This is a genomic window from Acidithiobacillus ferriphilus (assembly GCF_028215975.1).
Taxonomy (GTDB): domain Bacteria; phylum Pseudomonadota; class Gammaproteobacteria; order Acidithiobacillales; family Acidithiobacillaceae; genus Acidithiobacillus; species Acidithiobacillus ferriphilus.
Genome location: NZ_CP116458.1, coordinates 1,489,677 through 1,512,004, shown reverse-complemented (window position 1 = coordinate 1,512,004; position 22,328 = coordinate 1,489,677). Strand labels below are relative to the sequence as shown.

The following is a 22,328-nucleotide window of genomic DNA, read 5'->3' as shown; positions in this document are numbered from 1 at the left end:
CGTCATCCGGGAGTGAATCCTCCCGCGACTAAGCCAGGGCTGTAGTCTGGGCTTCATGCTCTGTTGCCATGGCCTGCGCGTGTTGCCATAGCGTGGAGAGCCTCAATTATCCGGGGTACAGGCATATCCCGCCGGGCAAGGCGGTGGCGGCGGCTGATTGGGAGTGCAGACCTCGCCGGGCGGACACTGCGGATTATTGGCCGGGGGCGCATAGTAGCCAGGCTGTGGCTGCTGGTATTGCCGCTGCTGGCTCCCGCTATGCCCCACGGCATACCCGGCTAGGCCACCCACGCCAGCGCCAATAGCCGCACCCGCCAGTGGCGCCCCGGTCTGATTGCCGATCACCGCCCCGGTCAACGCGCCCAGGAGAGCGCCACCACCGGTATCCGCCGTTGTGCCGTTGGATGCGTAGGGATTATTGGCGCAGCCCGCCAAAGGCAGGGCCAGGGCCCCAATCAGCAGCAGGTGGCGGGCCTTCATGATGTTTTCTCCGGCTGGGCATCTTCTCCGCCCTCATCGGTATCCCCCATGCTCTCGTCCCATGGGTCAAAGCCCATATCCGTTATCTCCTCCAAAGGGTGCTCCGTCCAGCCCTGCTGTTCCGGGGAGGGTTCGGTGGCGGGGTTTTCTGCGGTCACTGCATTTGTGCTCATGATGAGACTCCTTTATTGGGCGCGCTGTCCGCGCATGGTCTGAGGTTATCCTGCAATCCTTGGGTAAAATCACCAGCCGCCGCCGTCTTTGCGCCGGACAACTCGCGCTGGAAAGCTGCCCATGGTATCCCCGTTGGCGAGATCCCAATGGTACTTTCTGGCATCCCGCAGCCAGCCCACGTTGGCCATTACACAGGTCTTGCGCACCCATTTCAATTCCTGACGATCCGGGGAAAGGCCGTTGCACCACCGATTTTCCAGCTCGGCTCTTTTGACATGGCGGGCATACCAGCCGACGCTGTGGCCGCCATAGGGGCCGAGATGGTGATGGTGGGTGGCGCAGCCGGACAGGGCGAGGCCTCCGATCAGGACGAGGCCGCCGGCAAGGCGATAAAGCATGTGCTGTTTCATGAACATCTCCTTTGTGTGGGGGCAAAAAATATCAGTCGAATCCGCGGAGGATGTAGGCATGCCGCTGTGACGTGATGCGCCCGGCGGCGAGTAGCTGATCCGCATCCGTCCGGTAACTGTGTCCTTTGCTGTCCACCTGTTCCTGAATGGCCGTGGCCAGTTCCACCGGCGGCACGTGCATCAGGGCTCTGCGCATCGCACGATCGAAAAACAGCCACTCCCGCACGGCTACCCGGCGGCCATCGGCGCCGATCACCAGACGCTGGGCGATGACGACCCGCAGGGCTTCCAAAATGTCCGCCGCCATGGCGGGGGCCTCCTCAGGTCCGAAGGCCTTGACCAGTCGACTCACGGCATCACTGACATAGGTCACATGCACGGTGGTCATCACCAGATGCCCGGTCATGGAGGCTTCTATGGCGGTGCGGATACTCTCCCGATCGCGTACCTCGCCGATCAGGATGATGTCGGGATTGCGGCGCATGGCCTCGACGTTGCTGAGATACCATTCCCGCAGATGGCTCGGCACCTGGGACTGGCTGATCCGGGGATGGTTGTAGAGAAACTCGATGGGCGACTCGGCGGTGATGACCTTGTGATCGACCAACTCCTCATTCTCTTCCAGGGCATGGCGGATCATGGCCGCCAGGGTCGTGGTCTTGCCCGAGCCGGTGGGGCCGGTGACGAGGACGATGCCGTCCGGATACCAGACCCCGCGAATGAGTTCTTCCGGGATCCCCAGTTGCCGCCAGTCCGGCAGCACGGAGGGGATGTAGCGCAGGCTGATCTGCACCCCGCTCGCGTCATTGCGACCCGTGCCCGGCAACTGGCAGAGCACGGCGTTGAAGCGAAAGCGCAGCCAGTCGTTGCCGCCCAGGGGAATGGCCAGAATGGTATTGATGCCGAGCCGTTCGTTGTGCATATCCCCTTTCCCGGTCTGATGCGTGAAGCAGCTGTTGATCAGGGTGAGGATGTCGGATTCGTCGGTCTCCCCGCGCAAGGCGTAGCGTTTGCCATGGATCTGCACCATGGGCGGATGGCGGGTCTGGAAATCGATGTCCGAGAGATCGGGATGGGCGGCCATCAAGGCACGGAAGAACTGATGCGCATGCTCTTTGGAGCGGAGCTTGGGGAAGGGAAAATCGATCTCGCGGAATCTCATGCGGATCGGCCGTTACCGGCATCCTGCAGATACAAAAGCAGCACGGGGGAGAACGTAGCATCCAGCAGGATACGCACATAACCGCCGGGATGGGCCTCAAGCCAGATCCATGCTACGGCTTGGGCGGATGCATCCCAGGGGCGGATGTGATGGGTTTTCTCCGGATCAATGATTTGTTGTGAATGTTTCGTGGTAAATATCTTTGCCATCAACGCATAGGGAGGCAGGCGATGGTTGCGACGGTCCGCGCGTATTGTTCCAAAAAGGTGTCCCCAGAAGCCGACGTGTGTCCCCACTGTCGGCACCCAGGTCCGGCGAGCTTGCGTGATGCCGCGCGACGTGCGCGCAATCGCCGACAGACCCGCATTCTGCTGGTGTTCTTTTTCCTGGCGTTCATGGTATTCGTCGGTACGGTGATTGCCGGACATCAGCCCTAATACCAGTGTGCCGATGGCCCGGAAGTCGCTGGCGAGCCAGCGGGATTTCAACGCCAGACAATCCCGAATATCGCTCTGGGTCCACCAGATGCGCAGGTCGAAGCTGTGCCGTTCCGGGCCTTCGATAATGCCCATGATCGCCCACTCGTGGTGCAGCAATCCGAAGGCAAAGGCATCCCGTAAGCATTGTTCGATGTATTGCACCTGGGACAGGGTGGCGTGAAAGGCAACGTAGGGAGAAAACGCCCCTCCATGGCCGGAGCAGGATGCGAACGTCTCCATGCCCGCCTCGTTGAACGCCAATACCAGCGGAAGAATCTCGGTGTCTATCCGGCCAATGATGGGTGGTAGCCCCAGGTTGGAAGGGTCGAGACGTGCCCTGTTCACCGGGGCAGTACCCGCCAATGCCGGGGCCCCTGAAACCCCGCTGGCCGAGTGATCCTCCGCTCAGCCACACCAATCGCCATGCGCTGGGCCTCGTCGTCGAGACGTTCTCCACGCTCAATGCCGAGATGGGCCACGGCCATGACCGGAGTACTGACCTTGCCTTCGATCAACAGCCGCTGAAACTGGATCATGCCGGTAATATCCGTGGTCAGCCGGGCGAGATCCTGGCGATAAATGCTGTGCGCTTCTTCCACACCGGCACTCCAACCCAAGGCTGCCGCCCGTTCCCAGATTTGCCGCTGCTTGCCATTGTGGGGCAACAGTGCCGGCGGAATGCTCGCCAGGCTGGGCACCTGGAAGTGGCGGAGGAGGTAACTGCGCCAGCTTGGGGTGACAGAATGGAAAGTCGCCGGCTGGACGATACGATAGACGGCTCGGGCCGTGCGGATGAGATCAGGGCCGTAATGTGCCTGGCGATGCCCCTTGATGAGCACTGGTGGTAAAAGCCCGCCCTTATCCATCAGAGGCGCGAAATTGAAAATCTTGTCCAGGTGGGCTGATTGAGATTGCAGCACCCGGTTAATCTGACGGGTCTCCCAGGCGAGCCCTCCTTGTGCACCGATGGTCTCGGCTTCCTGTACCAGGGCCTTGCGCTCCAGATGCAGAGGAGAAGTATGCGCCTGTACCACCTGGGCTGGCTGTAACTGCTCCAGTTGTGGCAATGTCCAGAGCATCACAGTGCCCCCGTATAGCGCAGGACGATCTTGCGGGTTCGGGCGTTTACCGTGAGATCAGCCCGTTTGCCTGCCTGAACGGCGATCTCCCGCAGATCCCGGAACAGGGAATGGGTGCCGGACAGATGCACGATGATGGGTGCCGCCGGCCTCTTGCCCTGAGGAATGTACTGATAGCCGGCGAGCCGACTCAGCTTGGCAACCGCCGGGGCTACGGGTCCGGTCCAGGTGAGGGGCACTGTTTTTGCCAGAGCCTGGGGCAGAATCGGCGAACCTCCCTTGGGGGGATGGATGGCGGCATTCTCAGTGGCCAGCAGGGTCCAGGCATTCGACACCTTGTCGGCGGCGCGATCGAGTGGGCCATTGATGGACGGGGCGGGATTGGCGGGCACCGGGGATGTGTGCATGCGAGCGCAACCTGTGAGCAGGGCAGGGGAGAGGCATGCCAGCAGCCCGGCGGTTCGCAGAAAAGAGATGTTGGCAGTGGTCACGTGGGCTTCCTTACATGAGGTTCCTGACTGGGTTATAGGCTGAATGTAGGTGTATAGTTCGCAGACATCCGGCCGTCGGGGCTGTGACGGATTTGTACCATGGCCAAAATGTAACTCCCTGAAAGTGAAGTTGACTGTGGTTGATTATGGCTTTGGCAAGCGACGCAACTGATTGATAAATAAGGTTCTGTGTGGTATCCAGAGGACTGTTAATCACTAGGTCGGCAGTTCGAGCCTGTCCCGGGGAGCCAAAAGCAAACAAGGGCCCAAGCGAAATGCTTGGGCCCTTGTTTGCTTTTTATGCGCGCTGATGTCCGTTCGGTGCTCGTTTGCCTAGTGCACGTGCATCTGTTGCCGAACATCTGCCTTTGCGATGATAATGCGCTTTTATAAGCGCGGTGCCCCGCGCCATTGGCAAGGCCTTAGGAGCACGGACCGTAGAGGCATGACGAAAGGTCGTTTTTGGGCCTGATGCTCATAATTGTAGAACATTACGCCGCTGGAGGTGGGAACATGCGCAGGCGATATTTGATGTTGGTGGTATTGATGGTGGCGACTATGACTTTGTCTGGATGCGCCGAGAAGAATACGGGTCGGGTACTCACAGTGGGAAAGACCTATACGGCTGCATTATCAATGGCCATGCTTAAATTCAAGGTGCTATCCTATCAGGGGAGTGGATGGTATTCTGTGCAGCTTATAGGCCAACATATGTCTCCCTTTAGCACTACCATACCGGCTCTGATAAATTCTCGAAACCTTTCTATTCTGCAACAACCGAGCGGTAATTAGGGCGATTTTTAGCGCTGGTCGCGAGTCGAATGTCATGTTCCCAGTGGAGAAATGCATGATGTCGCAGGTGGGTAAATTATTCCTTGCGCTTGGCGCAGCGAATGCGGGAGCTGCCGTAGCATTGGGGGCCATCGGTGCCCACGCCTTGAAGGATCGCTTGTCACCCAAAATGATGAGCGTTTATCACACCGGTAGTCAGTACCATCTTTACCACGCCCTGGGGCTGATGCTGGTAGGATTGTTGGCACTGCAACTGCCGGAATCCAGTCTCATGCAGTGGTCAGGCGGGCTTATGTTGGCAGGGACGGTGTTGTTTTCGGGTAGTCTGTATCTCCTGGCAATTACCGGCAAGGGTTGGCTCGGAGCCATTACACCAATTGGCGGGCTGGCACTCATTGCTGCATGGATCTTACTGGCTGTAGGAGTTTTGCAGATTGGGTGATGTAAATGCATTCAGCTCAGAGAGCCTCCTCTTAATCAGGCTGCTTAGGTGGTCCATATGACAAAGTCGGTAATACACCTCGCAGCACGGGACGCCTTCAATTTTCTGCAAGAACATTCACAGGCCGTGCTTGTTGACGTTAGGAGCGAAATGGAGTTCCTTTTCGTCGGGCACCCAAAAGAAGCGTTATCGATTCCTTGGCGAGATGCGCCGGACTGGGAAATCAACCCTGATTTTTTGGCGCGCGTGCGGCGAGCCACATCGCTTAATCGCCCTACCTTATTGATTTGCCGAAGTGGCCAACGCTCACTGGAGGCTGGACTATTTTTGCGGGCGAGTGGTTTTAGTGCCGTTTACAATGTAACGCATGGTTTTGAAGGGGATCTGAATGATCAGCATTGCCGAAGCAGCTTGAATGGTTGGCGCTTCGATGGGTTGCCCTGGGAGCAGTGTTAAAGCTGGGATTGGCTGGCTGATGAATCGGGAAATATAAAGAATAGCAGGTGTTAATATCCTTTTTATCCAGCCATGTTCCGATGCGCTGTCCTGACATACGCATTTGCCATCGACTCCTGCACGTCAGTTTTTATACGAGGCTCCTCTTAACGGTCGCGCCTCAATACCTGAGCTTATAAGTTTTAACGTATAGATGATAAAAATATCTTTGGTTTGTTATATTCAACCGGGAATATCCACGAGATCCAGATTACCGCATTGACCTGCTTAAAAGTAGATTTTTCATGACCTTTTAATATTAGAATAATTGAATCTACCGAATTATCAAGATGAAATGCTTTTGGCGGGAGTTTGATGCTATGTTCCTCATTTGAAACATGGAGACCGGAACCATTATTAAGTGAACGCGCGAGAATGCAGTATAGTGATTCACTACATAATATTTTTCTTATATATCTTATGGTTATGCTTGTCTTTTTGCCGCCATCGATTGCAACAGTAGTGTATACCAGATTGATATTATTTGCATTTTCATGGTGGCTGATGGTGGATTGCTTTGGGTAAGTCATCGGGACGAGCAGAGCGTGTATTTTATGGTGAACAGAAAAAGAGGTTGCAAAGTGTTACGGTTTGTACTAAATAGTGCGTGAGGGTGTTGATAGTACGGCACCCCGCTGATTAAGTATTAAGACAGTGGCCGACGGAGAAGGTTCCATGAGTTTATGTCATGTCTCCGCGTCCGCTGCAGTTTTTTATTTTAAAGTGTGGAGGTTGTGAAGCTGTTTGTGTTACCAGCCTGGCACGAAAGACCTGGTGTATGAACGTATGTTGTTTATCTAATATGTCTGAAGGCGCATACCGCTATGGAGGGGTTTATGGTTTCAAGGTCCATGTATTTTAAGAAGAAAAAATTAATCGTAGCATTGGCAGCAGTGGGTGGAATGGCTTTGTCCTCAAGTGCTTGGGCACTGCCTTCGTTTGCGCGACAGACGGGTTGGTCATGCGCCGCCTGTCACACCTCCTACCCGCAATTAACGCCAATGGGCAGAATGTTTAAATTGCTCGGCTTCACCACCACGAACCTCCAAAGGCAACAGAAGCTTCAAGCGAAGTTCGGGAACAGCGTTGGGGTGCTCCTCTCCCGTGTGTCACAATTTTCTATCTTTTTACAGGCCTCGGCGACCAATGTCGCGGGTGGGCAGGCAGCACTTGGTGGCGGCAATCCGGGTGCTTCGCCAAATAATAATGTTCAGTTTCCACAACAGGTTAGCTTGTTTTATGCCGGTGAGGTCACCCCGCATATCGGCTCCTTTCTACACTTGACATATTCTGGTGGGGGTAGTAGCACCGGTGGCGGTGGATTCAGTTTTGATGATTCCAGCATCGTTTGGACCCATCCGTGGAAGTTCGGCACGAATAATCTTTTGGTCACGGGTGTGGACGTAAACAATACGCCCACGGCTATGGACCTGTGGAATACCACCCCGGACTGGCAGGCACCATTTTTTATGTCAGACTATTCGTCCTCGGGTGCGGTGCCCATGCCATTCATCGAAAACTCAGCGGGTGCGGGATACCCGTTGGTTGGCGTGGGCACTTATGCTGCCGATATTTTTGGACCCAATAAGGCAAACTGGTTGTACGCGGATGCCGATGTCTATACGAACGGTCAGGGAACCCAAACTAACCCTGTCGGCGGATTTGCGGGTGCCTTCGGAAACGGGCCTACCGGCAGACTGTCCGGTGCGGCACCTTATGTCCGTCTCGCCTACCAGCATGATTGGGGCAACTGGAACTGGGAAGTCGGCGCCTATGGTATGTGGTCCAGCGTGTATGATGGATCGGTAGAGACCGCCCCCAACTCCGGAATTTACGCTAACTATAGCGGTGGCCCGATTGATACATTCGATGATTACGACCTGGATACCCAACTCCAGTGGCTCAACATCAACGACAACAATAACCTGACGGTTCGTGCGTCATGGGTAAACGAGCAGCAGCAATTTGGAGCGGGAAGCATTATTTCTCCGAATAACTCATCTGGTAACTTGAATTACTTCAACCTCAATGCGACCTACTGGTATCACGATCACTACGGTATCCAGGGCGGATATCGGAACGTGTGGGGGTCCGCTAATCCTGGTCTTTATGGTGCCGGCTTCTACTCGAGAAGCGGTTCTCCAGACACCAGCAATGAATGGATAGAAGCCTCCTATCTGCCGTGGTGGAATACCCGCTTGTCCCTGCGATATGTCGTATACAACAAGTTCAGGGGTGTTGGTGCGCCGTCGTCATCCGTATCGGGATATGGGGCGTCTGCGTATAACACCCTTGAACTACTCGCCTGGATAGCGTACTAGGAGACGAAGACATGACGACACATGTGAACAACCCCAGGTTCTCAAATAAAGGGCACAATGGTATGAGCAAACAAAAAAGAACGGTGAATAAATCAGCAGCGCTGCTTATATCGGGCGCACTTCTGGCGGTGGCCGGACAGGCGAGCGCTGCTGGCGGAGCAGGAGGGCCAGCCCCGTACCGTATTTCCAGCGATTGCATGGTTTGCCATGGCATGACCGGAAATAACACGATCTATCCCATTGTGCCCAAGCTGGCCGGACAGCATAAGGGATATTTGGAAACACAGTTGAAGGCGTTTAAAGACCGGTCGCGTGCAGATCAGAATGGCGAGATTTACATGTGGCCGGTGGCGCAGTCTCTGGATGCCGCCGATATAAAAGAATTGGCCAGTTACTTTGCTTCCCAGAAACCACCGATGCACAGCAGCGGGATCAAGCATGCCGGTATGAAGGAAGGAAAGGCTATATTTAACCAGGGCGTTACTAACGAACAAATTCCGGCTTGTATGGAATGCCACGGGTCAGATGGGCAAGGGGCGGGCGCGTTTCCTCGCTTGGCTGGTCAGCGGTACGGTTATATAGTCCAGCAGTTAACCTACTTCCATAATGGTACACGGGTAAATAGTTTGATGAATCAGATTGCAAAAAACATAACCGTAGCACAGATGAAGGATGTGGCGGCTTATCTATCATCGTTGTAACGGCTCAAAGAGCGTTTTGCGTGGCAGACCGAAATTTATAAGAACCTTGGTCTGCCACGTGTGTGCATAATCGAGCAGTGTGTGCTTCTTAAAGGAGGTATAGAGGTATGGCAGCAAGAAAAGGTGCGGCTACGGTGCTTATCTCCACCGTAATATGCGCAGCAGTAATTATAGGCGCCATGGAGTGGGAAAAAACGGTGGCACTGCCTAGTCCATTTGGACAAGTCATTAATGGGGTGCATCACTACACAATTGATGAGTTCAACTATTATTACAAGCCAGATTATATGACATGGCATGTCGGGGAAAAAGTATCTTTAACGATTGATAATCGGTCACAGTCGGCACCAGCGATTGCGCATCAGTTTTCAATAGGTAGAACGTTGGTTTCCCGGAATAATGGTTTTCCAAAATCACAGGCCATAGCCGTCGGATGGAAAGACAACTTCTTTGACGGCGTGCCCATTACGAGCGGGGGGCAGACGGCGCCGATACCAGCGTTTTCCGTTAGTCTCAACGGCGGTCAGAAGTACACTTTCAGCTTTGTGGTGCCCAATAAACCCGGCAAATGGGAATGGGGTTGTTTCCTGCAAACGGGGCAGCACTTCATGAATGGGATGCACGGTAATATTGACATACTACCGGCTCAGGGAAGCTAATATAGGGAGGGCATATGAACGCAGCAAAAGAAAACTTATGGAAAGCTTTCCGTGGTCTTGTGGTGGTATGGATTATTGGCTTGGCGATTGGCGAGACGTTAATAGCCTGGGGCGTTGATAACTGGCCGATTTTGGGTAGTATCCAGGCACACATCACGGCGGATGCGACTACATATCTTTTGTGGCAGGCGGTAGCCATCTATGTGCTGGTAGGCGGTACCATCGTCTACAGCGCGGTGCGCTTTCGCGCCTCGTCCATGTCAGATACCGCGGCGCCGACCTATCAGAAACGGACTTGGGCCCCTTTCGTGGTGACGTGGCTGGCCTTGGCTATAGGCATTAACCTGGCCAACACGATTTATCCAGGCATGGTGGGCTTGGAGCAACTCTGGGGCATACAACTGGATGCGAAGAAGCCGTTGGTTATCGATGTTACCGCACAACAATGGAAGTGGACGTTTTCTTACCCCAAGCAGGGCGTGACGGATGTTTCAAAACTGGTGGTTCCCGAGGGTCGCACCATAGACTTCGTCCTGCGGACCAAAGACGTGGTGCACGATTTCTGGGTACCCGCCTGGGGCGAGAAAAAAGACGTGATCCCCAATGAAGTGCGGCATCTGTTTATCACCCCTACCGCGTTGGGAACAACCGCTACGAACCCGATGATACGTGTACAATGCACCATGATTTGTGGTAACGGACATCCTTTGATGCGGGCACCGGTTAAGGTGGTAACAGCAGCAGACTTCAAAAAATGGGTAGCGAACAACAGCTTCTAAATCCGTTGAAGACTTGCCATCTAATATGTTGAATTGGAATGAGGAGTAAATAATGGCATCTAATGAAATGCAAGCACAACCGCTGGAAGATATGGGGGGTAACAAAGATCCGTTCGCGATCGGCATGCTGTTTCCACTATTTCGAGCGGCGCTTTGGGGTCTAACCGGATATTTTGCCGCGGCATGGATTACTGCGGCACTATTAGGCAGCGTAATAGTCGATCCGTTACCTGCGACAGTGGGTTATGTGGCCGGTCTGATTTGTTGGTTATTGGGTAGCGGTTTATGGGAGGGATGGATACGGCGAGCATTTGGTGGGGAAGAAGCCCCATCATTCACCGGCGTTGAACGTTATTTTCGTTTTGGTCCGGATTCGAAGTCTACAGCCGTACGTTATGTTATTTTCAATGTAGTGGCGTTCTTTTTTGCCGGCATGGCTGCCATGGCCATTCGTGTTCAATTACTGACGCCGGATTCCACAAGTTGGTGGATGTCAGAGGTCCAGTACAATGAAACATTTGGTATTCATGGTTTGATGATGTTGTTGGCCGTCGCGGCATCTGTCATCGTTGGTGGTGTTGGTTACTATCTTATACCTTTGATGCTGGGTACGAGAAATGTGGTATTTCCGAAGCTTCTTGGACTGAGTTGGTGGCTTTTACCCCCGGCGGCTTTTGCCGTATTCATGAGTCCCACGATCGGTGGGTTTCAGACTGGCTGGTGGGGCTATCCGCCATTGGCACAAAACAGTGGTAGCGGTATTGTGTTCTATGTGCTGGGCGCGGCGACCCTCCTTATGGCATCGCTACTTGGCGCCATCAATATTGCCGGAACCATGGTGTATATGCGCGCCAAAGGGATGACCTTGGGCCGCGTCCCGATTTTTGTCTGGGGCTTGTTTGCTGCCGCCACGATTCTTATCGTCGAGTCGCCCGCCACCTATACGGGTGCGCTGATGGACTTGTCCGATATGATAGCCGGCAGTCATTTTTACACCGGACCTACCGGGCATCCCTTAGCCTACATGGATCAGTTCTGGTTTTTGTTCCATCCGGAAGTTTATGTTTTTGCATTGCCCGCTTTTGCCATATGGCTGGAGATTCTTCCCGCCGCGGCCAAGCGTCCGTTATTTGCCAGGGGTTGGGCTATCGCCGGACTTGTTGGCGTTTCCATGCTGGGCGCGATGCTGGGCGTTCATCACTATTTCACTGCGGTGAGTGATGCGCGTATGCCCATATTCATGACAATAACAGAAACCGTATCTATCCCTACGGGGTTTATTTATCTGTCCGCCATTGGAACAATATGGGGGGGCCGCTTAAGGATTAATGCCGCTGTACTGATGGTGCTTATGGCCATGATGAACTTCCTGGTCGGTGGTTTGACGGGGATATTCAATGCCGATGTCCCAGCGGATTTACAGCTTCATAACACCTACTGGGTAATTGCACATTTCCACTATACCATACTCGGTGCCGTCATCTTTACCTGGATTGGTGCATTGTATTGGTGGTTCCCCAAGGTTACTGGTCGGAAGATCAACGAGTTTTGGGGGAAATTTCACGCCTGGTGGTTCTTCGTGTTCTTCAATTGTACGTTTTTCCCCATGTTCATAGCGGGTATTGATGGGATGAACAGGCGCATTGCCATATATCTGCCCTACCTGCATCAAATCAACATGTTTATATCCATTTCAGCCTTCCTTCTGGGCGCCGGTTTTCTCATTCCGCTGGCCAACCTGGTTTATAGTTGGCGCTATGGACCGAAGGCCGATGCAAACCCATGGGGTAGTAAGGGCTTGGAATGGCAGGTGAAGTCGCCTACGCCGTATGTGCCATACCCTGCGACGATTGAGCCGGAGGTTGTTGGTCCAAATGACAACTACGCGCCGGGAGCGAAAGAGCCCTTTGTCTGGGTGTCCACGCCAAGCAAATAAATGAGGAGGAAATAGATTATGGCAGATAATAGTTATGCTAGCTTAATGGATCCGGCTTCGGAGCGCGCGAAGAGGGGGGCATTCTTTTTCTTGATGCTTTTTGCCGGGATCATTTTTGCGATGTGGGACCTCGCGCGCTTCCTTTGGGGGGGCACCGCGGTGCCTAGTACCCTGAGTATGGGGGCGGGTGTTGGTCTCAGCGTCCTGATGCTCGCCAGCCTGGTGCCGGTGGTGGTTGCGCGCAAGAAGCTGGATCAGGGCGATGATGGCGGTATTATTGGTAATTTGGCCACCCTGATTGTCATCTCTTTGGTAATGATTGGTGGAATAGTCTACAACTGGACCACGTTAAGCATCGGTAGTGGTTATGGCGGGATTTACGATATTACCAGCTTATGGTTTCTGGTGCACTTCGTGGCGGGGATCCTGGCGTTACTGGCAAGCATGATGAAAATATCCCGTACGCCCGATCGAGCCAAGGCAGAGCGTTGGGTATCGTATAATGTTCTCACCTACTGGAGGGGGATAGTTATCCTCTGGGTAGCCTTTTTTATCGTCTTCTATATCGCGTAATTTGCTTATAGATTATCAAATTATACCGAGGGCAAGATAATGGATATGTCGCATTTGTCGTTTGTTATTCCAGCTGGAGCGGATAATCCGACGTTCTTCTGGTTGACGGGATACATCGTGTTTCCGGTGGTGTTTTTAAGCATGTACTTCTGGTGGGTATTAAAAGAGGTGGCCAATGAAGATCGGCTCCGTGTTTTAAAGAAGACAGAAAATAGTCCATCTGGCGATATTTAAATTGTCGCAATGTGGATCGCCAGGTGCCGCCGCCGTTGTTGGGAAAAGGTTGTTGCCGTGTCGCGGTCAGGACGCAGTATTTCTCCTCATCAACAACTTGGCGAGGCCAGGGCGTCTGTTTACACCTCTGGAGTTGTTCGTGCTTCTCTGTGGCGCTCTCTTTGGCATATGTTGTGAAGGAGAATTAAATCATGAGCAAAGAAAGCTATTTAACGGCCAACAATGATCGCGATGATGAGTCATGGAATGGAAACATTGTATTGATCATCGCATTATTGTGGGCTATTATCGCTCTGGGTGGCTATTATATTACTCTTCGAGTGATGTTTTAATGTGTTGCCTTGGTTGAGTGGTGAAGCTAGTTAGGGTAGCGTGTAAAACATGGTGGGTAGGTTAATGCTTTGTGTCACCATGCCGTTTGGTTCGATTGATGTAATCATAAGGAGAGACCATAAGTTATGAATACGCAGACAAAAATGCAAAAGAACTGGTATGTATCTGTTGGTGTTGCTGCTGTTTTGGCGGCCACCATGGGTATGGGCACCGCGATGGCTGGCGCTTTGGATAGCAGCTGGAAAGAAGCTACGCTTCCCCAGGTAAAGGCCATGTTGCAAAAAGATACGGGAAAGGCCAGTGGTGACACGGTCACCTACAGCGGCAAGACGGTGCATGTGGTCGCTGCAGCCGTTCTTCCGGGTTTTCCATTTCCGAGCTTTGAAGTCCATGACAAAAAGAATCCTACCCTGGATATTCCCGCAGGGGCCACTGTGGATGTGACCTTCATCAACACCAACAAGGGATTTGGTCACAGTTTTGACATTACCCAGAAGGCACCGCCTTATGCGGTTATGCCAAACATTAAACCCATTGTTGCCGGCACTGGATTTAGTCCGGTTCCCAAGGATGGAAAATTCGGATATTCGGAGTTCACCTGGCATCCGGCAGCCGGTACTTACTACTACGTGTGTCAGATCCCTGGCCATGCGGCGACGGGAATGTTTGGTAAAATTGTTGTAAAGTAGTTTGTTAGTGTAGATTCTTGTGGCTGGAGCGGGGTGCTTGCCCATGCTCTGGCCATGATGTATTTTTTATAAAACAGAAATAAGTGTTTGGTGCCGTGCTTATATTGTAGTATAAGATATTTTTGATTGTTTTTATTTTAAGGTCGGCAGAGTAGGAAGGAACTTTTTAGCCTCAGTAAACTTTAAATTAACTTTGGTTAAGTGCTATTGAAATTCTTTCACTTGAGGTGGGATAAATATGGGGAGCAACATTAATCATGGGGTAACGGATGAGGCCGCGTATCAAGGCCTAAACGCGCTCCCCCACGCGGTAGAAGGGGAAATGACGTCGGCAGTGCGGGTGATTGGCTGGTTAATCACCGGGATGTTGCTGCTGGCGGTTGCGGCCGGGTTGTGGCAGGGCATCGCGGGCCATCAGGGTTTGCTGACGGATGTGGTCAACGGCCTCAAGGTCAGTGAGGTAGGTTTTGCCATTGTATTGATCCTCCTGGGCAGCATTGTTGAAGGCTTCGGCTACGGCCTGTCCCTAGGCACCCGCTGGCCCTACACGCGCAACATCGTGGTGTTGATGGTGCGTGGTGACCCCGAGGCCGCGCACCGTATGGTAGCCACCTTAGTAGGTCTGATCGCTTTGGCCCTGGTGATTCTGTCCCCCAGTGTCAGCACCATCAGCGGCCTGTCCCTGATTGTGGTGACCGCCCTGTTTGGCATGGGCACCTTATACGTCCTCGCCGGCCGAGCCCCGGCCATTGTACATGGCACCCACGGGTTACTGGCTTATGGCGTATTCCTTATCTACCTGACCGGTCTCGTCTATCCGGGCCTCAACTTCTGGGCCTACCTTGGTGCCGTTGGCGCTTTACACGCTTTACTGCTTGCCGTCTTCCTCGGTGGAATGACCACCGGACAGCGCGGTTTCGGCACCGCCATCGGCCCCTTCGTCAAACCGCAGAAGGCCGCGCAGTGGACGATCGCCGCCCACGTCAGTGCCGCCCTGTTACTGGTTGCCACGCTCGGCTGGATGATGCCCGCCTATCCCATCGCCTTTTATCTTGCTGTGGCCCAGGTCGCAGTGGGTTTTTTGCTTTTCCATGCCGTCAATCTCAAGCCGAAGGATCCTGGAGTCATGGTTGCCTTTCACCAGTCCATGGTTCTGCTCATGTGTCTCGCCATTGTTCTGCAATGGCGCTAAATGAGGTCGTTAGCATCATGTTAAAAGAAGGATTAAACACGAACAATCTCGACGATCTTTCCGGGCAGCGGTTGCGGCCGTCGCTCCTCAGCGATCTCTGGGTTCTGGCCAAAGCGCGGGTGGTTTCTCTGCTGGTCTTCACTGCCGCGGTGGGCGAGATTCTCGCCCCCAACGCCCTTATCCACTGGGAGTCAGCGCTCGCTGGTCTGGTTGGCATCGCGCTGGCCGGCGGGGCAGGGGGCGTCCTCAACCAGATCGTCGAACCCGCCCTCGACCAGCACATGCACCGCACCCTCCACCGGCCGCTGGCCGAAGGGCGCGTCAGCCGCACTGGCGCCATCCTGTATGCCGCCGTCCTGATGGGTGCCGCCATCGCCATCCTCGCCTGGGGCAGCAACCCTCTGACCCTGGTGCTGACCCTGGTGGGTACCGTCGGCTACGGCGTTGTCTATACCCTCTACCTCAAGCCCAGCACCCCCTGGAACATCGTTTGGGGTGGTCTCGCCGGTGCCTTACCGCCGCTGATTGGCTGGAGCGCCATCACCGGCAGTCTCGCCGCGCTGCCCCTGGTTCTCGTCCTGCTGGTTTTCGTCTGGACCCCCGCGCACTTCTGGCCACTGGCCATTTGCTGTCGGCAAGACTATGCCAAGGCCTGCATCCCCATGCTCCCGGTAACCCACGGCGTGGATCGCACCCGCAAGGAGGTCCTGAACTATGCCGTCCTCACCTGGATCGTCAGTCTGGTTCCCGCCTATCTTACCGGTGACTGGGTGTATGGCGCTATTGCCGCGCTCTCTGGTGCCTGGTTTGTAAGGATGGCCCTGCACCTCAAAGCCCTGCCGGAAGGCCAGGAGATGGACCGCTACGCCCGGCGGATGTTCGCCTACTCCATCTCCTACCTCTTCCTGCTCTTTACGGCCCTGATTCTGGGTAAACTGGTGATGGGTTATGGCTTCTTCTGAGACCCGCCCTCGCGGCAAAGGCCGCGCCAAAGGCGCGCCCATGAGCCCGCTCGAAAAGCGGGCCGTGAGTGGTTTGAGTTTCATCTACGTGGCGCGCATGCTCGGTCTTTTTATGCTGATGCCCGTACTGGCGCTGGATAATGAGCAGCTCCGCCACAGCACACCACTCCTGCTTGGCCTGGCCATCGGCATCTACGGACTGGCCCAGGCCGCCCTCCAGTTTCCCTTCGGAGTTGCCTCCGACCGTTTCGGGCGCAAACGCGTGCTGGTTTTCGGGATCCTGATTTTTGTGCTGGGTTCCTTCTTGGGAGCGGTTACCCACAATATCTGGGGCATCATTCTCGCTCGTCTGCTGCAAGGTGCCGGAGCCGTATCCTCGGTACTGCTGGCCAGCGCCGGTGATCTGACCGGCGAGCAGCATCGCACCAAAGCCATGGCCGCCATCGGCGGTAGCATCGCCATAGCTTATGTGCTGGGTATGGCCTTAGGCCCGGTATTTTATGGTGTATGGGGTCTGACGGGCGTTTTTTTGGTCGCCGCTGCACTCGGTGTTCTCGCGCTCTTTCCGCTGTGGAAAGTCATTCCCCCCATACCGCACGACCATCAGCAGCGTATGGGCAGTTGGCGGGATGCGCTAAGGACGTTCAAACATCCATCGGTACTCACCGCCAGTATCGGCATTTTCATTCTACAGATGGTGCTTGGCGCCAGCTTTGTGGTGCTCTCCCCGGAACTGGTCAACGCCATGCACATTCCCGATGCCGCCGTTTGGGAGGTCTATCTGCCGGTGATGTTGCTCTCGGTGGCGGCCATGGTCTACCCGGTCATTTATGCTGAAAGGAACAAACAGCACGGACAGATGCTGGTCTTCAGCGGCCTCGCCATTGCGGCGGGTGCTCTGATCATGGGATTGCTGGCCGGGCGGTTCTGGCCGGTGGCTATTGGTGCGGTCATCTTCTTTGTGGGCTACAACATCGCCTCTGCCATTCTGCCCTCCATGATGAGCCGCAGCACCAAGCCGGAACAGCGGGGGGCGGCCAGTGGGGTCTACTCGCTGATGCAGTTCCTGGGGATCTTCGTAGGTGGGGTGGTCGGTGGCTGGGGCTTGGGAATAGCGGGCGAGAAAGGCGTCTTTTATATCCTCGCCACCGTTGGATTGCTCCTCGCCCTGCAAAGCTGGAATGGTAAACGGGTGGCATTATTGCTGAAGCCGGATTATTTCCAGAAGTTATAATGAGCCGGCCCCATGCTATCGAGGAAGGCTTTGGCGTGTGAAATTTCGCGCTATATATTTTGGCATGCATGATAAGATGATAGTGGCTGTGCATTGTTAGGCGCTTTAATGTATGCACTCAGTCTGATTTTGCGTCCTTCGAGGTGCCTTCCGGTGCTGTGGTAATAACTGCGGCGGTAATAAAGAATGCTGCCGTAGTATTGCTATATGGGCGTATGACAGATTTCATAATTGTGTATTTCTCTGGATTATGATTTGGCAATCATATGAAGAACAGGAGTTGTTATGACGAAAAGGTTTCGATTGGTAATGCTTACGTTGGCACTGGCTGTGCCAGGAATGGCACAAGGTGCGGCCGTCACCCAGATGGAATCGTTTTATGACTGTATTTTACCCCCGACTCTGGCGGTTTATCATGATGCGATCGTTGCCTCTGGTCATGTCGCCAGAGATGTGAGCTTTTATCAAAATAAGAAGCCGGGGGCATCCTTTAATGAAAGTAGTTGGCTGTATGCTCTGTATGCCAAAAAAAACCTGTTGCGGTGCAAGCTCCCAACAGACCCGGAGGATGCAAAGAAGTCCTTATCTATTGCTAAGGCGGCTGGGGCGATAATAGATGGATACATATCATTTACATGGTCCCCAACACGGTTTAGGTTGGCCAAGGAGTGGCCCAACATAAAGTCAGGATATGACAAAATAAGAAGCGCAATAGGTAATGAATACTATAAGGTTAGCGTTCCTAAAGGAGTTATAAATACGGATGGCAAGTATGACGCGATGATCCACATGCGGATGGCTCAGATGCAATGAAAAAAGCGCCATCCTACGTTTATGATCTATAAAGGGCATCGCCAACGCGTGCCTGCCAGTAATGTGAGCGCCGGTTGTATTGTGTTCTCTCCTATGGATTGGGCATGTTACTAGCAGCAAAAATACCGCCGGGTGCTCACGGCAGTGTTCCCGAATTGATCCCAGACATGTTTTTAAGTAGGGAAATGATATGGCAGTAAAGATACTTTCCGTGAACGATACTATTGGATTGGTGCACTTCAGCGGACTTTTAAGCCCTGAAGAATGCACAGAGTTGATTGCTGCTGGTGGATCATCCAATGCGAAACCTTCGGAAGTGATATATGGTGTTTCTGATGCGTCATATGAAACATCGGGGCGCCGCAGTACAGTGGCATCGCCATCGGTTGATAGGTATCCAATAATTAAAGCGGTGCGGCGCCGTATTTCATTATTTATTGGAGTTGCAGAGGAAAACCAAGAGCCGCTACAAGTCCTGCATTATACTCGTGGCGGGAAATATGATATACATTACGATTCCTTTTTAGAAGGGTCCCCACAATTGGAGAACGGCGGGAATCGGATGTTAACGGTTCTGCTATACTTGAACGATGTGGAACAGGGTGGGTGGACTCAATTTCCACATATTATGGCCAATATAGTGCCCAGCGTGGGTACTGGTATTTTATTTAGGAATATAGATGCGCAGAACCTCCAGTTAAGAGAGTCGTTGCACGCGGGGTTACCAGTTATCGATGGAGAAAAATGGATTGCCAGTATTTGGATAAGAGAAAAAGCATATGTAGCAGCGTTACCTGCTGGTCGGAAGGATGAGATTTCCCGTAGAACATTATGATGTCCAGTGTTGTCCCGCGCGCTCAGTGCCGTACGGGGCGTTTATTCAGCTTGCGTTGTAAAGATCGCCGATGTATCCCCAAGCAGCGGGCTGCGGCAGATATATTGCCATTGCACGTCATCAGTACTTTGCTGATATGTTCCCATTCCAACCTGCGTGCCGACAATAAATCGTTTTTAACCGGTGCGGCAGGGTTGCCATTATGCTCGTTTAGTCTGGCTATTATCTCATCCGCATCTGCTGGCTTCGTCAGATAATAGACCGCTCCGAGTTTTATGGCCTCAATCGCCGTTGCGATGCTGGCGTAGCCGGTTAGAACAAGGATCCTGATATCCGGGATAATATTCCTTAGCGGTGTTATCAACTCTAATCCAGAAATTCCGGGCATTCGAAGGTCCAGAACCACAGCGTCCGGCAGGTGTTTTTCTGCAACAGTAATTGTATCTGCGGTATCATGCACCGTGCATACCCTGAAACCACGCCGGGAAAAGGCGGTTGATAAAACTCGACAAAATGTTATGTCGTCGTCTACCACCATAATGTTAGAGACCGAAGGGGTACCTATATCTGCGCTGTTTTCTGTGTTTTCGTCTGACATTAGTTGTTGATACTACTTATGAGTAATGAGGTTAATGGAAGTATGACGCGAGTGCATGAACCACCGCCCTGCCGATTGAACAATGATACACTTCCACCTAGGCGAGTTATAACAGTAGTGGCCAGGAAGAGTCCCAACCCAAGGCCACCCTCTTTTTTAGAGAAAACAGGTTGCCCGGCATTCTTGACTATCTCTGGGCTTACTCCGTGTCCAAGATCGCAAACGTCAATAACGATATTGTGATCGCTACAGTGTATATCTACCTCGACATGGTCTGGTGACTCATCGGCAGCATTATTGAAAATATTGGTTAGCGCCTGAGTTAGCGTATGTTCCGCAACGATTTTTGCAGCGCCTCCAGGCCCATCGGAGTGCAGTGTGACATTGATACCAGGGCGGGTAGCTCCCCACTTGCTAACAACCTCGCTCAGATATTCTTCAAGATGCACTTGGCAGCCACTGGATGCTTGCAGTTGACCAGTAGATGCTGACATGGTGCTTAGGATACGTTTACACCGCTGTAGTTGATCATACAATATGCCCAAACCTTCAGATAGATCATGAGTTTCTTTATAGTCTTGCTGCAGGTCTTTAGTTATTACCGTCATGGTGGCAAGCGGTGTTCCTAATTCATGGGCAACGCCAGCGGCCAGCGCACCTAAGTCAACAACACGATCCATCGCCATTTTTTCTTCACGAGCACGCGCAATCGCTTGATCCCGTTCATGCAGGCTGTCGCCCATCCTTTTGACGAAATAGCTGATAATGCCAGCAATCATAACAAATTCAAACCACATCCCCCATATATGCAGTTTCATTTCATAGGTCGCAAGAGCATGTAATGGTAATGGTATATAAAAAGCCATCAATCCTGAATAACAAGTTACTGTAATCACGGCCATGGACCAGCAATATATCTCCGGGAGGGTGGTTACTGCAATCACTAAGGGCAACAGTAGTAAGGCGACAAATGGATTCGTGGGACCACCTGAGAGGTATAGAAATGCCACTAGAATGGCGACATCGGCCAATAACTGCACAAAGAATTCTTTATTAGTTATTGGCCATTGCAGAGTAAGGCGTACAATGCTTGCAATTGTTATTGCAAACTCTATGATGATCACTGTAGCTAATTGCCATATGGGCATATGCCATTTAAGGATGATTGCAATTATGGCTATAATCATGCATTGGCCGATGATGGCCAGCCCGCGTAATAGGAGAACACGCCGCATATTAAAGGCGTGCGGCGACATCGGCTGTTTAGCTGGATACGTGTTCAACAAGACACCTCGGGCAACAGGGCAACGAACTTCATAAAAATGTCCTATTATTCACAAAAGATACCAAAAATATCCTGATGGGTCGGGTTGAAAAGCCGATAATTCTAACGGATGGTGATGAAGCGCATTATGCTGCGCAGCATAGCGCTCCACCGCGGTGAAAAGCAAGACAGTCAGTTCGCGTGGCCTTCTTGTCAGGTAGCAGGGCACCTCCATATCAGACGGTGTGCGTCATAACGAAGCAGGAGGCAATGAGTGCGAGATAGGGGGGAGGGAAGAGAAGCTCCCTGGTGCGCGATCCGAGAATGGTTCTGAGATGTTGCAGAGATAGCTCTGGCGCCGGCGAAGCCAAATGCAAACTCAAGGAGGCGCTTGTTCTAGCTGTTGCCGTCCTTTTCGGCAGGTGCTCTCATCTAGAGTCAGGGGAGTTGTACAGGCAGCCTTAGCATTGCTGGATTCCCCGCCTTTTGTGGTGGACTCCCCGGCAGAGGTGGATCACATTTATGTGGCGACGAAGACATTTCCATTGCCCAATGGTAAGCAGGATATTACGATCTAACATGGCGGATTCCCTACAGTTGCAGGGGGTGAGGGGGTGGTGAATCTTTGAATGCGCCTAATTGATGTCATCAATGGGAGAAAATTAACTTTTCACAAGGCACAAGGAGGACTCATATGACATCCCAGGCAGAAAACGCGAAAATACGACGTCTCGCGGCTCTGGAATCTGCGAGAAGAGCCAAAGAGACTCTCATGAGTATCCGCAAAAAACAGGATCGTAAAAAGAAACTTGTCGAATGCAAGAATCGCAATCGCAAACGATTCATGCTCGGTAGCCTGGTAGAGATGGCAGGAATCCTGGAAGTCGATGAAGATACACTTTTGGGTGGCCTTATGGCACTGGCTAAGACCTTGAATGATCCCGCTAAAAGCGCTACTACCGCGCTCTGGAAACAGCATGGGGCTGCTATGTTGGTGCAGCATGAAGCCACACGTCTCAAAAAATAAAGTAACCGAATGCAACAAGCAAGCCGATATGTGGTCCCCCTGGACGACAAGACGTTGCGTATGGATGCAACTTCACGCGCTTAACGTACTTAAATTTTGAATACTGAGGGGGAGCTATCCGACCCTACAGCCGCAAGCAGCTTGTCGTGCGGCTTCTGGCCTTGCAGGCACGGC

Annotated in this window: 26 protein-coding genes; 17 read left to right on the top strand and 9 right to left on the bottom strand. The window is 53.0% G+C overall.

The window, feature by feature from the left end:
- Positions 1 to 102 precede the first annotated feature (102 nt).
- From PJU76_RS07590 to PJU76_RS07560, 7 genes are all read right to left on the bottom strand, one after another.
- The gene (locus PJU76_RS07590) at positions 103 to 480 is read right to left on the bottom strand and encodes a glycine zipper domain-containing protein (RefSeq protein WP_271779033.1); all 378 of its coding nucleotides are present in this window, start codon (positions 478 to 480) and stop codon (positions 103 to 105) included.
- Positions 477 to 653, bottom strand: a complete 177-nt coding sequence (locus PJU76_RS07585) for a hypothetical protein (protein WP_271779032.1) — start codon at positions 651 to 653, stop codon at positions 477 to 479. Before PJU76_RS07585 ends, PJU76_RS07590 begins: the two co-directional genes overlap by 4 nt.
- Positions 654 to 722: 69 nt before the next feature.
- Complete coding sequence (locus PJU76_RS07580) at positions 723 to 1,064, bottom strand: hypothetical protein (protein WP_271779031.1); 342 nt, start codon at positions 1,062 to 1,064, stop codon at positions 723 to 725.
- 31 nt (positions 1,065 to 1,095) lie between these two features.
- On the bottom strand, positions 1,096 to 2,226 hold the full coding sequence (locus PJU76_RS07575; protein ID WP_271779030.1) for a type IV pilus twitching motility protein PilT: 1,131 nt from the start codon (positions 2,224 to 2,226) through the stop codon (positions 1,096 to 1,098).
- Positions 2,223 to 3,068: a hypothetical protein gene (locus PJU76_RS07570; RefSeq protein ID WP_271779029.1), complete on the bottom strand. Its 846-nt coding sequence runs from the start codon at positions 3,066 to 3,068 to the stop codon at positions 2,223 to 2,225. Before PJU76_RS07570 ends, PJU76_RS07575 begins: the two co-directional genes overlap by 4 nt.
- Positions 3,047 to 3,784: a type IV secretory system conjugative DNA transfer family protein gene (locus PJU76_RS07565; protein ID WP_271779028.1), complete on the bottom strand. Its 738-nt coding sequence runs from the start codon at positions 3,782 to 3,784 to the stop codon at positions 3,047 to 3,049. Before PJU76_RS07565 ends, PJU76_RS07570 begins: the two co-directional genes overlap by 22 nt.
- Entirely contained in the window at positions 3,784 to 4,275 is a 492-nt protein-coding gene (locus tag PJU76_RS07560) for a DotD/TraH family lipoprotein (RefSeq protein WP_271779027.1), read from the bottom strand. The genes PJU76_RS07565 and PJU76_RS07560 overlap by 1 nt, the downstream gene beginning before the upstream one ends.
- An 847-nt stretch (positions 4,276 to 5,122) precedes the next feature.
- Between PJU76_RS07560 and PJU76_RS07555 the strand changes: the two genes are divergently transcribed.
- From PJU76_RS07555 to PJU76_RS07480, 16 genes are all read left to right on the top strand, one after another.
- Positions 5,123 to 5,509, top strand: coding sequence for a DUF423 domain-containing protein (locus PJU76_RS07555; RefSeq protein WP_271779026.1), 387 nt, complete (start codon positions 5,123 to 5,125; stop codon positions 5,507 to 5,509).
- A 57-nt stretch (positions 5,510 to 5,566) separates the two neighbouring features.
- Positions 5,567 to 5,965 (top strand): rhodanese-like domain-containing protein, encoded by a 399-nt coding sequence (locus PJU76_RS07550; protein WP_271779025.1) that lies wholly within the window; start codon positions 5,567 to 5,569, stop codon positions 5,963 to 5,965.
- Between the two features lie 875 nt (positions 5,966 to 6,840).
- Positions 6,841 to 8,325 (top strand): cytochrome C, encoded by a 1,485-nt coding sequence (locus tag PJU76_RS07545; protein WP_271779024.1) that lies wholly within the window; start codon positions 6,841 to 6,843, stop codon positions 8,323 to 8,325.
- Positions 8,326 to 8,336: 11 nt separating this feature from the next.
- Positions 8,337 to 9,026 carry a c-type cytochrome gene (locus PJU76_RS07540; RefSeq protein ID WP_271779023.1) on the top strand — a complete coding sequence of 230 codons (690 nt, stop codon included), beginning with the start codon at positions 8,337 to 8,339 and terminating at the stop codon, positions 9,024 to 9,026.
- 107 nt (positions 9,027 to 9,133) lie between these two features.
- Positions 9,134 to 9,685, top strand: a complete 552-nt coding sequence (locus tag PJU76_RS07535; RefSeq protein ID WP_271779022.1) for a hypothetical protein — start codon at positions 9,134 to 9,136, stop codon at positions 9,683 to 9,685.
- 14 nt (positions 9,686 to 9,699) lie between these two features.
- A complete protein-coding gene (locus PJU76_RS07530) occupies positions 9,700 to 10,464 on the top strand; it encodes a cytochrome c oxidase subunit II (protein WP_271779021.1) in 765 nt (254 codons plus the stop codon).
- Positions 10,465 to 10,516: 52 nt separating this feature from the next.
- On the top strand, positions 10,517 to 12,400 hold the full coding sequence (locus PJU76_RS07525; protein ID WP_271779020.1) for a cytochrome c oxidase subunit I: 1,884 nt from the start codon (positions 10,517 to 10,519) through the stop codon (positions 12,398 to 12,400).
- A gap of 18 nt (positions 12,401 to 12,418) precedes the next feature.
- Complete coding sequence (locus tag PJU76_RS07520; protein ID WP_271779019.1) at positions 12,419 to 12,973, top strand: cytochrome C oxidase subunit III; 555 nt, start codon at positions 12,419 to 12,421, stop codon at positions 12,971 to 12,973.
- Between the two features lie 39 nt (positions 12,974 to 13,012).
- Positions 13,013 to 13,207, top strand: coding sequence for a hypothetical protein (locus tag PJU76_RS07515; protein ID WP_064218471.1), 195 nt, complete (start codon positions 13,013 to 13,015; stop codon positions 13,205 to 13,207).
- 191 nt (positions 13,208 to 13,398) lie between these two features.
- Complete coding sequence (locus tag PJU76_RS07510; RefSeq protein WP_215859696.1) at positions 13,399 to 13,539, top strand: hypothetical protein; 141 nt, start codon at positions 13,399 to 13,401, stop codon at positions 13,537 to 13,539.
- Between the two features lie 126 nt (positions 13,540 to 13,665).
- Positions 13,666 to 14,229, top strand: a complete 564-nt coding sequence (locus tag PJU76_RS07505) for a rusticyanin (protein ID WP_271779018.1) — start codon at positions 13,666 to 13,668, stop codon at positions 14,227 to 14,229.
- 238 nt (positions 14,230 to 14,467) lie between these two features.
- The gene (locus tag PJU76_RS07500; RefSeq protein WP_271779017.1) at positions 14,468 to 15,421 is read left to right on the top strand and encodes a cytochrome C oxidase assembly protein; all 954 of its coding nucleotides are present in this window, start codon (positions 14,468 to 14,470) and stop codon (positions 15,419 to 15,421) included.
- Between the two features lie 17 nt (positions 15,422 to 15,438).
- On the top strand, positions 15,439 to 16,383 hold the full coding sequence (locus tag PJU76_RS07495; RefSeq protein ID WP_271779016.1) for a heme o synthase: 945 nt from the start codon (positions 15,439 to 15,441) through the stop codon (positions 16,381 to 16,383).
- A 40-nt stretch (positions 16,384 to 16,423) separates the two neighbouring features.
- Positions 16,424 to 17,617 (top strand): MFS transporter, encoded by a 1,194-nt coding sequence (locus PJU76_RS07490; protein WP_334212480.1) that lies wholly within the window; start codon positions 16,424 to 16,426, stop codon positions 17,615 to 17,617.
- Between the two features lie 285 nt (positions 17,618 to 17,902).
- Positions 17,903 to 18,430 carry a hypothetical protein gene (locus PJU76_RS07485; protein WP_271779014.1) on the top strand — a complete coding sequence of 176 codons (528 nt, stop codon included), beginning with the start codon at positions 17,903 to 17,905 and terminating at the stop codon, positions 18,428 to 18,430.
- A 190-nt stretch (positions 18,431 to 18,620) separates the two neighbouring features.
- The gene (locus tag PJU76_RS07480; protein ID WP_271779013.1) at positions 18,621 to 19,265 is read left to right on the top strand and encodes a prolyl hydroxylase family protein; all 645 of its coding nucleotides are present in this window, start codon (positions 18,621 to 18,623) and stop codon (positions 19,263 to 19,265) included.
- A 22-nt stretch (positions 19,266 to 19,287) separates the two neighbouring features.
- Here the strand turns inward: PJU76_RS07480 and PJU76_RS07475 are convergent, their stop codons facing one another.
- Positions 19,288 to 19,863 carry a response regulator transcription factor gene (locus PJU76_RS07475; protein ID WP_271779012.1) on the bottom strand — a complete coding sequence of 192 codons (576 nt, stop codon included), beginning with the start codon at positions 19,861 to 19,863 and terminating at the stop codon, positions 19,288 to 19,290.
- Positions 19,863 to 21,146, bottom strand: coding sequence for an ATP-binding protein (locus tag PJU76_RS07470; RefSeq protein ID WP_271779011.1), 1,284 nt, complete (start codon positions 21,144 to 21,146; stop codon positions 19,863 to 19,865). The genes PJU76_RS07475 and PJU76_RS07470 overlap by 1 nt, the downstream gene beginning before the upstream one ends.
- A 675-nt stretch (positions 21,147 to 21,821) precedes the next feature.
- Here PJU76_RS07470 and traD point away from each other — a divergent pair.
- Positions 21,822 to 22,154 (top strand): conjugal transfer protein TraD, encoded by a 333-nt coding sequence (traD, locus tag PJU76_RS07465; RefSeq protein ID WP_271779010.1) that lies wholly within the window; start codon positions 21,822 to 21,824, stop codon positions 22,152 to 22,154.
- Positions 22,155 to 22,328: the final 174 nt, after the last annotated feature.

Coding starts and splice junctions, on each gene's coding strand:
- PJU76_RS07590 (WP_271779033.1), bottom strand. CDS start 480: ATGAAGGCCCGCCACCTGCTGCTGATTGGGGCCCTGGCCCTGCCTTTG.
- PJU76_RS07585 (WP_271779032.1), bottom strand. CDS start 653: ATGAGCACAAATGCAGTGACCGCAGAAAACCCCGCCACCGAACCCTCC.
- PJU76_RS07580 (WP_271779031.1), bottom strand. CDS start 1,064: ATGAAACAGCACATGCTTTATCGCCTTGCCGGCGGCCTCGTCCTGATC.
- PJU76_RS07575 (WP_271779030.1), bottom strand. CDS start 2,226: ATGAGATTCCGCGAGATCGATTTTCCCTTCCCCAAGCTCCGCTCCAAA.
- PJU76_RS07565 (WP_271779028.1), bottom strand. CDS start 3,784: ATGCTCTGGACATTGCCACAACTGGAGCAGTTACAGCCAGCCCAGGTG.
- PJU76_RS07555 (WP_271779026.1), top strand. CDS start 5,123: ATGATGTCGCAGGTGGGTAAATTATTCCTTGCGCTTGGCGCAGCGAAT.
- PJU76_RS07550 (WP_271779025.1), top strand. CDS start 5,567: ATGACAAAGTCGGTAATACACCTCGCAGCACGGGACGCCTTCAATTTT.
- PJU76_RS07545 (WP_271779024.1), top strand. CDS start 6,841: ATGGTTTCAAGGTCCATGTATTTTAAGAAGAAAAAATTAATCGTAGCA.
- PJU76_RS07540 (WP_271779023.1), top strand. CDS start 8,337: ATGACGACACATGTGAACAACCCCAGGTTCTCAAATAAAGGGCACAAT.
- PJU76_RS07535 (WP_271779022.1), top strand. CDS start 9,134: ATGGCAGCAAGAAAAGGTGCGGCTACGGTGCTTATCTCCACCGTAATA.
- PJU76_RS07530 (WP_271779021.1), top strand. CDS start 9,700: ATGAACGCAGCAAAAGAAAACTTATGGAAAGCTTTCCGTGGTCTTGTG.
- PJU76_RS07525 (WP_271779020.1), top strand. CDS start 10,517: ATGGCATCTAATGAAATGCAAGCACAACCGCTGGAAGATATGGGGGGT.
- PJU76_RS07520 (WP_271779019.1), top strand. CDS start 12,419: ATGGCAGATAATAGTTATGCTAGCTTAATGGATCCGGCTTCGGAGCGC.
- PJU76_RS07515 (WP_064218471.1), top strand. CDS start 13,013: ATGGATATGTCGCATTTGTCGTTTGTTATTCCAGCTGGAGCGGATAAT.
- PJU76_RS07510 (WP_215859696.1), top strand. CDS start 13,399: ATGAGCAAAGAAAGCTATTTAACGGCCAACAATGATCGCGATGATGAG.
- PJU76_RS07505 (WP_271779018.1), top strand. CDS start 13,666: ATGAATACGCAGACAAAAATGCAAAAGAACTGGTATGTATCTGTTGGT.
- PJU76_RS07500 (WP_271779017.1), top strand. CDS start 14,468: ATGGGGAGCAACATTAATCATGGGGTAACGGATGAGGCCGCGTATCAA.
- PJU76_RS07495 (WP_271779016.1), top strand. CDS start 15,439: ATGTTAAAAGAAGGATTAAACACGAACAATCTCGACGATCTTTCCGGG.
- PJU76_RS07490 (WP_334212480.1), top strand. CDS start 16,424: ATGAGCCCGCTCGAAAAGCGGGCCGTGAGTGGTTTGAGTTTCATCTAC.
- PJU76_RS07485 (WP_271779014.1), top strand. CDS start 17,903: ATGACGAAAAGGTTTCGATTGGTAATGCTTACGTTGGCACTGGCTGTG.
- PJU76_RS07480 (WP_271779013.1), top strand. CDS start 18,621: ATGGCAGTAAAGATACTTTCCGTGAACGATACTATTGGATTGGTGCAC.
- PJU76_RS07475 (WP_271779012.1), bottom strand. CDS start 19,863: ATGTCAGACGAAAACACAGAAAACAGCGCAGATATAGGTACCCCTTCG.
- traD (WP_271779010.1), top strand. CDS start 21,822: ATGACATCCCAGGCAGAAAACGCGAAAATACGACGTCTCGCGGCTCTG.